The organism is Domibacillus sp. DTU_2020_1001157_1_SI_ALB_TIR_016, from assembly GCF_032341995.1.
GTDB lineage: Bacteria > Bacillota > Bacilli > Bacillales > Domibacillaceae > Domibacillus > Domibacillus indicus_A.
On the sequence record NZ_CP135438.1, the window covers coordinates 430,042 to 443,786 of the forward strand.

At 35.5% G+C, this 13,745-nt stretch carries 14 protein-coding genes and 1 pseudogene; 6 read left to right on the plus strand and 9 right to left on the minus strand.

Features of this window, described 5'->3' with window-relative positions; all coding sequences use genetic code 11:
• The first annotated feature begins 125 nt into the window (after positions 1–125).
• The 3 genes from sda (at position 126) to RRU94_RS02050 (ending at position 1,677) form a co-directional block, all read left to right on the plus strand.
• On the plus strand, positions 126–269 hold the full coding sequence (gene sda, locus RRU94_RS02040) for a sporulation histidine kinase inhibitor Sda (protein ID WP_315691587.1): 144 nt from the start codon (positions 126–128) through the stop codon (positions 267–269).
• Positions 270–404: 135 nt separating this feature from the next.
• The gene (locus tag RRU94_RS02045) at positions 405–977 is read left to right on the plus strand and encodes an MEDS domain-containing protein (RefSeq protein WP_315691588.1); all 573 of its coding nucleotides are present in this window, start codon (positions 405–407) and stop codon (positions 975–977) included.
• Positions 978–1,455: 478 nt separating this feature from the next.
• Positions 1,456–1,677: a helix-turn-helix domain-containing protein gene (locus RRU94_RS02050; RefSeq protein ID WP_315691589.1), complete on the plus strand. Its 222-nt coding sequence runs from the start codon at positions 1,456–1,458 to the stop codon at positions 1,675–1,677.
• Between the two features lie 523 nt (positions 1,678–2,200).
• On the opposite strand, the gene RRU94_RS02055 is transcribed toward RRU94_RS02050, so the two are convergent.
• From RRU94_RS02055 to RRU94_RS02065, 3 genes are all read right to left on the minus strand, one after another.
• Complete coding sequence (locus RRU94_RS02055) at positions 2,201–3,229, minus strand: alpha/beta hydrolase (RefSeq protein ID WP_315691590.1); 1,029 nt, start codon at positions 3,227–3,229, stop codon at positions 2,201–2,203.
• A 101-nt stretch (positions 3,230–3,330) separates the two neighbouring features.
• The gene (locus tag RRU94_RS02060; RefSeq protein WP_315691591.1) at positions 3,331–4,077 is read right to left on the minus strand and encodes a hypothetical protein; all 747 of its coding nucleotides are present in this window, start codon (positions 4,075–4,077) and stop codon (positions 3,331–3,333) included.
• Positions 4,078–4,227: 150 nt separating this feature from the next.
• Positions 4,228–4,401, minus strand: coding sequence for a hypothetical protein (locus tag RRU94_RS02065; RefSeq protein ID WP_315691592.1), 174 nt, complete (start codon positions 4,399–4,401; stop codon positions 4,228–4,230).
• 345 nt (positions 4,402–4,746) lie between these two features.
• On the opposite strand from RRU94_RS02065, the gene cdiI reads away from it, so the two are divergent.
• Positions 4,747–5,358, plus strand: coding sequence for a ribonuclease toxin immunity protein CdiI (gene cdiI / locus RRU94_RS02070; RefSeq protein WP_315691593.1), 612 nt, complete (start codon positions 4,747–4,749; stop codon positions 5,356–5,358).
• 91 nt (positions 5,359–5,449) lie between these two features.
• Here the strand turns inward: cdiI and RRU94_RS02075 are convergent, their stop codons facing one another.
• The 4 genes and pseudogenes from RRU94_RS02075 to RRU94_RS02090 all read right to left on the minus strand — a co-directional run bounded on the left by RRU94_RS02075 (position 5,450) and on the right by RRU94_RS02090 (position 7,947).
• A complete protein-coding gene (locus RRU94_RS02075; protein WP_315691594.1) occupies positions 5,450–5,803 on the minus strand; it encodes a hypothetical protein in 354 nt (117 codons plus the stop codon).
• Positions 5,804–6,163: 360 nt separating this feature from the next.
• Positions 6,164–6,730 (minus strand): annotated as a pseudogene (locus tag RRU94_RS02080) (DUF2812 domain-containing protein).
• Positions 6,717–7,034, minus strand: coding sequence for a PadR family transcriptional regulator (locus RRU94_RS02085; protein ID WP_315691595.1), 318 nt, complete (start codon positions 7,032–7,034; stop codon positions 6,717–6,719). The pseudogene RRU94_RS02080 and the gene RRU94_RS02085 overlap by 14 nt, the downstream one beginning before the upstream one ends.
• A gap of 346 nt (positions 7,035–7,380) precedes the next feature.
• Positions 7,381–7,947, minus strand: coding sequence for a DEAD/DEAH box helicase family protein (locus RRU94_RS02090; protein WP_315691596.1), 567 nt, complete (start codon positions 7,945–7,947; stop codon positions 7,381–7,383).
• 296 nt (positions 7,948–8,243) lie between these two features.
• Here RRU94_RS02090 and RRU94_RS02095 point away from each other — a divergent pair, with 296 nt between their 5' ends.
• Complete coding sequence (locus tag RRU94_RS02095) at positions 8,244–9,479, plus strand: IS110 family RNA-guided transposase (protein ID WP_315691597.1); 1,236 nt, start codon at positions 8,244–8,246, stop codon at positions 9,477–9,479.
• A gap of 535 nt (positions 9,480–10,014) precedes the next feature.
• Here the strand turns inward: RRU94_RS02095 and RRU94_RS02100 are convergent.
• Complete coding sequence (locus RRU94_RS02100; RefSeq protein WP_410492966.1) at positions 10,015–10,332, minus strand: DinB/UmuC family translesion DNA polymerase; 318 nt, start codon at positions 10,330–10,332, stop codon at positions 10,015–10,017.
• Positions 10,333–10,516: 184 nt separating this feature from the next.
• On the opposite strand from RRU94_RS02100, the gene gdhA reads away from it, so the two are divergent.
• Positions 10,517–11,896, plus strand: a complete 1,380-nt coding sequence (gdhA, locus tag RRU94_RS02105; RefSeq protein ID WP_315691599.1) for an NADP-specific glutamate dehydrogenase — start codon at positions 10,517–10,519, stop codon at positions 11,894–11,896.
• Positions 11,897–12,147: 251 nt separating this feature from the next.
• Here gdhA and RRU94_RS02110 read toward each other — a convergent pair whose 3' ends face one another.
• Positions 12,148–13,020: a DUF1259 domain-containing protein gene (locus RRU94_RS02110; protein ID WP_315691922.1), complete on the minus strand. Its 873-nt coding sequence runs from the start codon at positions 13,018–13,020 to the stop codon at positions 12,148–12,150.
• Positions 13,021–13,745: the final 725 nt, after the last annotated feature.

A 13,745-nucleotide genomic window follows, 5' to 3' on the forward strand; every position in this document is an offset into this window, starting at 1 on the left:
TAATAACTCTAGACTCCTTTCCCTTAAAAACAATGGATAAACTTTTATTTTTCATTCATTCTTCAAAAAAAGGTTTATCGATTGTTTTTAAGGGTAAAACTCTTTTTTCGGAGTAGGAGGTAATTATGGGGATTTTTATTTTATCAGATAACCAATTACGAGAAGCATATAATCAAGCAAAAAAAATGGACTTAGATAAAGAATTCATTAAGGTGCTTGAGAAAGAAATGAAATTGAGAAAGCTTTCTGAAAAAGCAAAAACCCTCTGATTTTTTAAAATCAGAGGGTTTTTGCTGCAATACAACATAATATCATTTTATTACATTTGAAAAATTTTCAATTCCCACTATTAAATTCTGTTATGCTTGGAATGAAAAAAGACAACAGAAAAAGGAGGGATCCATTTGAAAAGCAAAATGAATCAGTTGTGTGCGGATCAAAGAAGTGTTCATGTGTTGTATTCCTATAATGAGATGAAGAATTACATTGAGCAGGCTGTGAGTTACATCCAAGAGGGGGTTACAGTGGGAGATTATATTCTTTTCATTGAAAATGAGCGTATTTACTCTCTTATTCACCAAGAACTGAGTACCCTATTGACGAAAGATCAAATGGCATTCGTTCATCATGTAAACAACTTCGACTTCTATTATTCAAGTGGCAGTTATCATCCTCCTGCAATCGTTGATTACTTTAATAAAACAGTACAAAAATACGTGGAAAATAAAATTCCTTTTCGATCATGGGCACATGTAGAGTGGGCCTCTATGAAAGATCCACTACACATAATTAAAGACCTTGAAAAAGTTATAGACAAAGCTGTAAATCTATTGTCGTTTCCGTTAATTTGTGCATACCAAGGAGAGAAGATGCCAGACTATCTTAAAACCATTTTGATGGAAACTCACCCTTATGTTCTAATGGAAGATGATTTCATCGTTTCCGAACAATACCAGCCAGTGATTGAACAGCAATAAACAAAACGCTCAAGAAATTTCCCGAGCGTTTTTGCAAATCTTTTTAATATAATTTATTTTAAAAATCTGAGTTACAAAAATCTTGAGTTATGGCACCGAAACAAAAAGGCTCCAGTTTTTAAAGTCTGGAGCCTTTCCAACACAACATAATTATATTTATTGTTGCATTCACTCTATATACTTCTTCAGAAAGAGGATATTTTTTAAGTTTTAAATAAAAAAAGCCACGGTGGGTGCTCCGCAGCAAAACAAAAATGGACATGTGTTAAATATTATCTCATAATGTAATATTACGCAAATGATGATTAGCAATTAGTGAATCGCGCGGATACAACACAATATCATTTATGTTGCATTAGATACTTTATTTCAGAAGAACTCAACTGCTAGTTTATACTCCAGTTTACCTAAAACAACTAATACTCCAGTGCTCTTTTTTCCCATTTCCTTTATATTTTAGGAAAAGGAAGTAAGAGAATTGGAATTAGGGGATAAATTAAAAAAACTTCGCCAGGAAAACGGATACTCCCAAAACGATCTAGCAGATAAACTCCATGTGACTGCTCAAGCCATTTCTAAATGGGAAAATAATAAATCCATTCCAGATATAACAAATCTTGTACAGTTGAGTGACGTGTACAATATAAGCCTGGACTCTTTGATTAAGCCAGACAAAAAACTGCAAAAAAACTCTCGATAACAAACAGCCGTTTAAAAACATTTAAGTGGCTAATACTGGCTGCCATATTTGTTTTTTCTGTTCTTTTTATGCTGTTAATCAAAGCAGGCTTTTTTATGTCGCAGCACGGGATCGGAACGTGGCTATTAGTCGGGTCTGGTTTGCTCTTTATTACCTCTGGCTTCTTAAGTATTTATCATTGCATAGCGCAAAAAAATCATTTCATCTTTTCTTGGATCGCTATTTTGATGTTAAGCTTCATTGTCTTTATGGGACTATTTTACAATTACATCCTTGAGTTAATTTAACTTACAGCAAAGGCAGCATACAAAAAATGCCCCGGATTCTAAAAATCCGGGGCATTTTCAATACAACTTAATTTCATTTATGTTGCATTCGAAAGCGAGTTTTATGGTTCACTTTTACCCGTCAGCCATCCATGCAACACAACTACTGAACCACAGATTGTATGAGGAAACTCGTTCTTACATGGGAGTTTAAGTATAATTCTTCACAAATTAACTTTCAGGAAAAAAGTATCCCTTTATTTAATAAATGTACCGTACATCCATTCATAAAATTTTTCTTCCTCTTCAAACTGTGGATAATGAGCTGATTCCTCGAAAGAAATAAATTCCTTTTTATCTGCTTCGATCATATCGAAATATTTTATTGCTGCACTAGACGAAGTCATGTAATCATATTTCCCCATGATAAAATAGACTGGCAATTCAAGTTTTGTTACGATTGTAGGTAATGGATTTTCAGTTAAATCCTTTAATAAAGTATTTTGAGAAAAGGTTAACCCACAATTATAACGTATTATATCTAATAAGTTATATTCGCTACTTAGTAACATACCAATGTTATCACCATCGGGGTTATCAATAAGTCTTGTGGCCCCACCATACTTTATTACATAATTTCTCGGGGTAAACATTTCGCCATTTTTGATATTTTCAGTTAACCCCTGCAGGTATATAACATCATCCCTATTGCCAGCATTTTTTGCCTGTTCAATAGTGTAATTCAAATTGTCAATCTCACTTTCTTTTATATTACTCATCTGTCCAATACCAACATATGCTTCATATTTTTCAGGTGCTTTATTAGCAGCTTGCATTCCAATATATGTACCATAAGAATGACCAATGAGTATTACCTTTTCTTTACCAAGACGTTTTGTTACATAATCTGTGACAGCCAATAAGTCCTCTACCAATAAGTCTGGTGAAAGATTGGAATAGTCGTCAAAAAAATGATATGATTTCCCACTTGCTCTTTGATCGTAATTAACAACTGTAAATTTCGACTCTAATACATCCTGATATTTATCGGCATACGGTATTTCTGAAGTTCCTGGTCCTCCATGTACGAAGAGAATAACTGGATTATCCTTATTCTTGCCACGTATCATAATTTCATTACTATTTCCATTTAACTCTACTTGTTCCAATGTACTTATACTATTATTGCCTTTTATAGGCTGAGTCCATGTGGGACGAACAAGGACTATAATAAGTAATATAATAATTACTCCGATAAATTTTATTGGCTTTTTTATGTTCTTCATATAAACACCTATCTTTTTTATTAAACTCCATAAAGTAAAACACAACCGCGCCTGTATAATTTTACCACACAATAAAATACCCTAATGTCCAAATTTAAAAATTATATGGAAATATTCATTTCGCTAACCTTCCTCGTTCGTATTATAAGGTCAGCCAGATTTTTTCTGGTTAGTTCAATAAGGCGCATTATAAAAATCTTCTTGTGATTGCACTCAAATCGAAAAAACGCCCCAAATCTAAAAATTGAGGGCGTTCTCAATACAACATAATTCCCTTTATGTTGCATTAACTCGTTCATATTTTTTGTTTTTTTAAAATTAAAGTCTTGTATGGAATAGTCAATCATGTTTATTTTTTCATCGTAGTACCAAAATTCAATTTTACGGTTATGCTTATGATCTACATACCCGATAATATCGACGCCCTGGTCATTGTACTTATAATAATTTTCTCCATATATCTTAATGACTTTATCAATTTCATTTCCTATTCCCACTCCTTTTTGCGTAGTAATGGAGTGGTTACTGTCCGTACGAATGAAGATGATTTTATTATTAGAGTCTACTGCAACAAATAGTTCATTATCGATATAGAAGCTGCTATCAACTTTTTCTTCTGGGTTAGCTAACTTGATTTGATGCTGTTGTTGAAATGCTTCACTTTCAATATCCTCATTCAAGCTAACCCTACCGAGGATTTCCCCAGATAAATCTATTCCATTTGTTTCTTCATGCAGTTGTTCTCGTGTATCAAAAAAAGTACATCTACTGACAAATAAGAGTAGGATAATCATAAGCGAAGAAACCACTAACCATTTGTATTTAAAAAATAGACTATTCTCCCTCACCCGAACGCTCCCTCTGATCTTAGTCTTGTTTCTCTATAATCACATCATTTGTTTAGTTTTCCAAATTAAATTGAATCAATTAGTAAAAGCCTTAGAAAGGACTAAGGCTTTAGTAAACACAACATAATCCCCTTTATATTACATTTCGTTTCAGATTTTACGCTTTAATAATTCAATAATTTCTTCATTCTGTTTTGTAAGTGTATTTAAGCTTTGTTTAATTTCTTCTGTTGAATCACTAATCTTCTTCGAATCCTTCGCCAATATAGGCAAATAATAAATAAAAAAAACAGCAAACCCTACGATCAGCAGATATATCACCAATATCCTCACTCCACATTCTCATTTTAACAAATTGTACCATGAGAATAAAAAACCTTGGACCATACCCAATACAACATAATTATATTTTTGTTACATTATCGCTCTCTTGGTTATTCATCGCCTTTATATTAATATCAAAATCTAAATTAGTTAATTTTATACATAAAATTCCCCGTAAAAAAAGCCTAAAAAGTTCATAAGCTTTTTAGACTGCTACCGGTTAATACAACAAAATTGCATTTATGTTGCATTGGGTCGTCTTTTTATATTTTATATTTAAAATATCCCAGACTTATAATAGTTTGTGACTATATAAATTTTGTCTATAAACAAAGAGGTGAACGGATGGGTTTTAAGCCTAAAAAAGTTTGTTATCTGATATTAAGAATTCTCGCGTTCGCTGTTTTGATAGTGCCTGTTTTTTTAAAGACTCAAGATATTTTAACCGAACTCAGTAACAGCACTTTTATTCTCCTAATTTTCATAGGAACAACTCTCTTAATTATAGGAGACATTTTTGAAAGAAAATACCAAGAACAAGCAGAAGAATTTGCTAACAAAAAATTTATCAGCTTAGGGGACTACTTAAGCGAAAAAGATATAGTAAACACTGATGATGTCATGTTTGATTTTTACGCAGCTAATTTTCCTGATAAATTTATTACTATTTTAGAGCATTTCTCCAATTTAGAAGATATTCCTTTTGATTATACTTATTGCAATTTGTCAGTAAACTGGCTTCCTACAGAAGAAGGCTATTTTGGAAAAGGAGTATGGTTTTCAATGACGTATGGACCCGGCCTGGACAATCAACCAGAAACGGTAGTTGATTATAAAACTTTTTTTAACTTTTTGATATCTGTGTCAAGGGTATATATTCGTTTATTTTCCAAAGACGCAAAAAAGGTGAAAAAGCTTCTAAAAATAATGAAGAAAAAATTAAAACCATACCTGTAATATAAGCAAAGGCAGCGGTGTAGAGCGCTGCTGTCTTTGCTCAACATATTTACATTTATGTTGCATTTAAAATCAATCTAATAATGATTTCTTATTCGCTAGGCATATAGCCAATTACTTTATTGGTATTAGGAGCGATAAGTATGGGTGGCGTACCAAGTACAACGTTTTCTTTATCTTTAAATGAAATTAACAGAAGTTCTTTTTCTTCATAAGCGTTATCAAGCAATTCATAGTTATTGTTAGCAATGGTTTTCGTAACGCTTGCACTTTGCCAGTTCTCTTCAGCCCTATCGTCCCAACCTTTTTCTTTTACGAAATCCCAAGCAGCTTCCCTTGCATCATCATAACCATCTTTGTTTATAGCATTCATATCATCTTGATTATTCGAACAGCCAGCAATGAAAAACAAGACACATAAAACACTTATAATCACCTTGTTCATAACCATCCTCCTTCTTGGAAAAGGAACTTTACAATATTTTACCATGATAAAAGCAGCCAGAATTGCATTTATGTTGCATTAGGAAATTTTTATTTATTGTTATTAAACTAAACTGTTTCGTTAGCTGAATAAGAAAAGGCTGCCGAAATGACAGCCGATAATTAAACAAAAGCCCCCGTTCACCTGTTCACAAGCTTCCTTTAAAAGTTTATTTATTACAGGAATTCTGCCCCTTTTGTGCCAGTAGGAACCTCAATAAAAAAAGCATTAATCTATATTGGATCAATGCGCCCGATTGTGATAGATACATTTATCTCATTACTTCTTTGAATTAAAAGCGTCATACTTAATCTCTTCGTATTATTTTTCTTTTAACATTGAATATTTTCGATAGAATTTATAGAAACTGATACCCAAAAAAACAACCAGAAGTGCAGGCGACAACTTCAAAAGGACAAATGGACTTTCAAACAAAAATGCCTTCAAAAGTAATGAACCTTTCATATTCCAAAGATCTTCATGATATAATCCCGAATTTTCGTAAGGCCTATAAGAAAAAATTAAACACAGCATACCTAACCAAAATGAATAACTCATTAATCTTTTATAATAATTAGCCTTTGATTGGCGGTCCGAGAAGATTTCATTTTGATCATCGTCTTCTTTTTGCCAATATCAAATTCCACTAAGCCAGGGGCCATTTATATAAATCCAACCAAAATCTTCATATATCCCTTTATAATCCTCGAACTTTTTCTTTGGTAAATAATCTTGATAATCAAGTCGCATCACATATCTTTTGTAAGTTTTTTGGAAAGTGTATATTCCTAATCCACTAATATTTGTACAGCGATAGCCTTTTTGTAATTGCTCGTTCAGCCATTGCTCCTCTTTTTCAATATCAAAAAACACCTTAAATTTCTTCATTCGATTCACTTCCTTCGTACAGGGATAAAATATGCAATAACCTGTTTTGTTCCATTTTCAAAATGGCGCTTCCTTCTGTAGTTATCATATAAACTTTTCTTCGACCTGACTCTCCAACAGGTTCAATCCAACCATGCTTATTCAAGTTTTCAATCGCACCATATAATGTACCAGCTGCTAAAATAACAGTACCGTTACTTATCTTTTCTATCTTCTGCATTACGGCATAGCCATGGAGTGGCTCACGAAGGGCTAATAAAATATAATGCATGGTTTCAGACAACGGTAATAATTTATGTTTCATATCCTCACCCTCTATTCAGTTCGACTATATAGTTCAACTTAATAGTAACGTAATACAGTTCAACTGAATAGTCAACAATATTTCAAAATTAGTTAAAGGAATTTAAAGTAAAAAGCTTGATAACAAGGCAAAACTCAATCTAAAAAGTCGCTTTCCTTATGTAAGGGAAAGCGACTTTTTGTGTAGTCCTATTCAATTAAATGGCCCGATTGGTGAATATAAGTTAAACAACACGCTTCACCTAACCTGTCCTTTAGTTGAGGAAGAAAAAAGACCGGCTGAAATAGCAGCCGGTTCTTAAACTCTTGCCCCCTTTACTTCAATAACTATAAATGAAAACCCCAATTTATAAAGGTTCAATTCTCAGTTTTTCAGCCTCTATATAATCATAAACATTCAATATTTCTTGGTCATAGTCGTTTTCGATTTCAAAATACCTAACACCTGCTTGTAAACATTTTGTTTTAAATTCTTTATGTTCCTTGATTAGTTCTTTTATCGTTCTTTCTTCGGGCCAATTACGGAGTTCAATAGCATTCCTATGTTTCACTATTTTTGTTTCGAAGTTTTCTTGAATATAATTCGTCGAAAAACCTAAGAATACTGGAATGATTTTTTCTGAATAATTGATGTCAAAGTCCTTCATATAGTGAGGCAATATATAGCATCCTTCAATAATGATATGTTGTTCGTTCTCTATATTTGTCATAATAATCCCTTTTAATATTGGCCAGAGCTTATCACCAATGACTTCGGAACTATCTAGTGGTGTAAATCCACAATTCTTATCTCCTCTGTACAAGCCCATTTTTAAATGGTCTATAGAGAAATAAGAAATATGATATTTTTCTAGCAACTTTTGAGCCATCAAGGTTTTACCAGTACCACTTACAGCACTTATTAAAATAACCATATATTACTCCCTTCTGATTTATTTGTTTATTACACTAAACTGCCCCTTCGTATTATAAGGTCAGCCAGAAAATATTTCTGGTTGACCATTTTTTATATGGTTTTATGATATCAGTAGCCAGGGTAGAACGTAACTGCCCGTGGGGCTTGACCCCGTCAGCTAAACTGTTCGCCCCCTACTTGTAGAAACATGATTGAGGCTGGTTGGACGTAGATCTCGTATAACAAGCGAAGCTGTGATACTGCATGAAGGATTAGGGGTTACTGGCAAATCACCATATTAGGAGGAGATTTAGAATGAATCCAGTCGTCGGTCTGGATATATCGAAAGGGGAAAGTCAGGTTCAAGCCTTTCTAGATAAAGGTAAGCCATACAGTAAGAGCTTTAAAGTAAATCACACTCTTGAGGGCCTTCGTTCACTTGTATCGTTTCTTGAGAATGTAAGGCAGGAAGCTGGGAAGAAACCTTCAGTAATATTAGAGGCTACTGGGCATTATCAAACTCCAGTCGTTCAATACTTGGAAGAACGAGGCTATTTATTGGTTATCGTCAATCCATTGATCTCCTATAAGGCAAGAGGATCAAGTTTGAGAAAAGTAAAAACAGATGCCATTGATGCCTACCTCCTCTGTGAGTTGTTTTATAAAGAGGAATTAGAACCTTATAAAAAGCGTGGAGTTCAGTTATTGAACCTTCGGAATCTTACAAGACAACACGAAAACATCACCGGCGTGATGGTTCAAACAAAACTTCAATTTCAGGCAGTGCTTGAACAAGTGTTTCCTGAATATAAAGGGGTCTTTGGCGATTTATATTCGGTTGTTTCACTCTTAACTCTTTCAGAGTTCCCTTCTTGCGAGGATATTTTGAAAGCCAGTGAAGAAACAATTACAGACAAGATATTTGGATTATATAAAAGTCGATCAATCAGATGGGCAAAAGAAAAAGCTGTTCAGCTTAAAGCTGCAGCAGCTCGTAATCCTTTTGAAAAGACCATCTATCAGAGCCATATTCTAAGCCTTGGTATGTATATAAATATTCTTCTTCAATACAAAGAACATCTATCAAAGTTAGAGTCAGAGATAGATGCCCTCGCTAAGGAAATTGAAGAATATAATATCATCAAATCTATCCCTGGTATTGGAGAAAAGATCGCTGCAACGACCATTTCTGAAATTGGAGAGATAGATCGATTTACTGATCCTAAAAAGCTGGTAGCTTTCGCTGGAGTTGATCCTAGTGTATTTGAATCCGGTAAGTTTACAGCCACTAAAAACCGAATCACTAAAAGAGGATCAAGCAAGCTTCGTCACGCCTTATATATGGCAGTTCGTTGTGCAATTCGTGACTGCCGTAAGATCAAAACAAGCGATGAAATCATTCCTCGTAATAAGAAATTACGGGAGTTCTATGATAAAAAACGTGAAGAAGGAAAACCCTTTAAAGTAGCCGTTATTGCATGTGTAAATAAACTCTTACATTGGATATTTGCCCTTTTAAAGAACAGAACAACTTTCCAAGATATAGCTTAAAATCTATATCTAACTAAATAACATAAAACCTTCCAACACATGATTAAAAGAAGGTTATTTGTCATGCTTATTTTTAGTATATCATGCGATTTTCAAGATTTTTATTGAAAAATATTGACAAACTATTAGCTGGTTTAGTTTAAGTGTATTCCTTCACAAACTTTTCACTCTTTAGTACAAACTCCCTCAGTTTTTTCAAAGACTAGTTAGTTGTTCCTTTGCCTTTTTACACAACTTTATTATTTGCAAACAAAAGAAACAGTAATGACAGACCGGTGCTGTATGCAGACGCCTGTCATCCATACGGTAGTCATAGTTCGTTTCTATTTTGCCATTTTTTCATGCATTCTAGAACCTAACAAGAAAGTGTATTGGTTACCTAATACCGATACAGTATTTTTCTAGAAAGCGTTTTCTTAGTTGCCTATTTTTATATAAAAATATGTTTTTAGTAAGGTGTTTAAATAGAAAATGTAAGTATACATGTAACGAACAAAAGAAGGTGCTAGCTGCATGCTAGTACCCTTATGTGCAATTAATAAGAGGCCCCTTTATGCCCCCCAATATGCCCGGCTCGTTGAAGATAAGTGCCGCCTTTCATGAGGCTGTACGCATGAAAAATCGCTCTTTTGCCAAATCGGTCACGTATTTGATCGATTGTTTCATCTAAAACATGACGCCTTTCGTCCAGTTCAGGGGGCGTAAATAAATCGATTTGTTCATGAGCTGCAGACTGTAATTTACTGCACACTACATGGATCTGGCGTACTGGCTGTCCGTCCCAATACTTTTTAAAAAGATTTTTAGATCTTTTGATTATTAAGATACATTTTTTTACTTTATATAAATTGATCTTAAATTAATGTTAATTTCATCTGTTTTAGAGATTGAATACATGAATTTCGCTAATTTAAACACATTAATCTTAAAATGGTATTATTACCATCTGTTTTTAGCATTGAATATATGAATTTGTCAGAAGATAATGATAATATTGCTAATGGTTTTGTTCATTTTGTACAAAGGAGCTAGAGAGAATGACAACTATGAATGTTGCAACACAAGAAAAGCAAGCAGCTAAACAATACATAGACCGCGTATTTGAAATCGTTATAAAACGCAACCCTGGAGAAAATGAATTTCATCAGGCGGTTCAAGAGATTTTTGAATCATTAACTCCTGTTTTTGAAAAATATCCAAAATACATTCAGCACAACATTTTAGAGCGTATTGTAGAGCCTGAGCGCGTTATTTCTTTCCGTGTACCTTGGACCGATGACAACGGCAACGTACAAGTGAACCGCGGCTTCCGTGTTCAATTTAGCAGCGCAATTGGTCCTTATAAAGGTGGCCTTCGCTTCCATCCATCTGTAAATGCAAGCATTATTAAATTCCTCGGCTTTGAGCAGATCTTTAAAAACTCATTGACAGGACAGCCAATCGGCGGCGGTAAAGGCGGATCTGACTTTGATCCTAAAGGAAAATCAGACAATGAAGTCATGCGCTTTACTCAAAGTTTCATGACAGAATTATACCGTCATATCGCTCCTGATGTGGACGTACCAGCCGGCGACATCGGTGTCGGCGCACGTGAAATCGGCTACATGTTTGGCCAGTACAAGCGTCTTCGCGGAAGCTATGAAGCAGGTGTATTAACAGGGAAAGGTCTTGCATACGGCGGAAGCCTTGCACGTACAGAAGCAACAGGCTTCGGAACGGTTTATTTTGTGGATGAAATGCTTCGTGATAAAGGAAAGACATTTAACGGGCGTACTGTCATAGTATCCGGGTCTGGAAATGTATCTATTTACGCTATGGAAAAAGCAACAGAGCTTGGTGCTACCGTTGTCGCATGCTCGGATTCAGGCGGCTATATTTACGATGAAAATGGTATCGATATCGCTACTGTAAAGCAGCTGAAAGAAGTAGAGCGCAAGCGTATCAGTGAATATGTGAAATTCCATCCGACTGCAGTATATACAGAAGGCTGTGAAGGTATTTGGACTATTCCATGTAAGATTGCTCTTCCGTGCGCAACGCAGAATGAAATTAGCGCAGAATCAGCACAACTGCTTGTAGATAATGGTGTGAAAGCAGTCGGTGAAGGTGCGAATATGCCTTCTACCCTTGAAGCCATTGATATTTTCTTGAAAAATGATGTTCTTTTTGCCCCGGCGAAAGCAGCTAATGCAGGCGGCGTGGCGGTTTCTGCTCTTGAGATGGCACAAAATAGCATGCGCACACCTTGGTCATTTGAAGAAGTGGATGCCAAATTGCATGATATTATGAAAAATATCTACAAACAAACAAAAGAGGCAGCTGCTGAATTTGGCTATGAAGACAACCTTGTTGTTGGCGCTAATATTGCTGGTTTCCTTAAAGTTGCGGATGCTATGATCGTGCAGGGTGTTGTCTAAGCGGAAATGAAAATAGGATTTAAATAAATAGGCATAGTCCTGTATTTACATCACTCAAACATAAGTAACCCTGTCTCTAAAAGAGACAGGGTTACTTGTATCCAGGAAATTATGAATTACCCAGACAGAGTAGGAGTGGCTGATTGTGTGTAACATATGCTCTAAAAAAAGGAAACCCTATTGCTCCGGAGACATTTCCTTCTTTTACTAAAGCCCCTTTATGTTCTCACATTTTATGTGGTATGTCTTCATTATATAATATCAGAGGATACCTTCTTTGTAGTCAATACTTCTAAAGCATCCTTTACATCTTTCGCAAATCGGATTGGCTTTTCAACTTTTTCAAAATGGATATACATGAGCCTCGGATCCTCAAACAACCAATGATTATGAAAGCCAGTCACAATAATGTCATGTTCAAGAAGCTCACTGATGAATGGGTTGAGCTCTTCTTGCAGGATCACCGTTTCCCCACTGCAAAGGGCTCTCCCATCTGAAGATAACGATTCAAAGGCAAACATTTGCGGAATTAATAAAAATGACGTTCCTTGCCTTCCGAGAACTCGAGGCATAATATTTGTACGAGATTTCATCACAATACAGGCCCCATCCTCAAATGTATGCATGCTGCCATCTAAAATTTGATTGAAATCCTCACAAAGTTCTTCTCCCCGTCTATTCAATGTCCTTTGTCTTCCTCGGGAACGTCCAATATTACGGGCAGTTAAAACGTCCAGGGCTCTTCTTACTTTCCTGGCAAAAGCTAAAGGTTCATCAAGGGATTCGAAATGCATATACATCAATCGCGGATTTTCAAACAACCAGTGATTATGAAGGGCAGTTACAATGATTCCCTCTTCACGCAGCCTTGCCATAAATCGGTTTGCTTCCTCTTGCAGAAGGACCGTTTCACCAAGACACAATGCTTTTCCGTTTTGATCAAGGTTTTCAAAAGAAAATGCCTGAGGCACAAACATAAAGGAATCAGCTCTCCGGCCTAGTACAACCGGGTGAATATTTGTCCGAGATCTGGTTGCAGTACAAACGCCATTAATGACAGCGGGAGCAGCCCCCAGAATTTCCGCGAATTTCTCGCAAAGGTCATCAGGTTGAATATTGTTCATGTTATCCAATTGCGAATCATCTCCCAAGTCCAATTTCCTGGTTATTCTATTCAAGAAGCCACATGGAGGTTCTGTATATATGCTCGAAAAGAAGATTAAAATGTTCTAATCATAGATTCCCAAAGTCGCGGACATTGAATGTGGTGAAAAGAAACTCCATAATCCCCATGAAATTAAATGCTTAATAAAAAGAAGGAGGAATAACAGCATGAAGACTGTTATTCCTCCTTCTTTTTTAGACTTTTTAGATCCTAACAGCGAAATTGACATTCACTTAATCATGAATTATTTCGATTAATTATAGAAAGATACTCAAATAAGTTTGGAGATTAAATTAAATTTCGCGTAAAAGCGTACATATTCGCACTGTCTGAAAACAGGCTCATTTGCGGCACATGTCCGCCACGCTTGCTCACTGATGCACCGACAGGGTCCGATAGGGTTTATCTTCCAGTAACAGCGGGTAAAAAATACCATGCGACGATGCACAACACCTTGGATACCTCAACAGTCGTTGCATCATTAACTCATCTTTTCCCGCCGCGGAGTCGCGACTGCGGCCTTTTTTTATGTGCTATTACAGACAACTGTCCAACGAGCCTACTTACGAAAACGCAAATGATGCTAGTGCCGGTTTTCCCGCATTTCAACACTTTCCACAGACGTCCACACGCATATTTGTGGCCCGGTGACCGGCGTTCCGTTTTCGATTAAACGTTTCATCA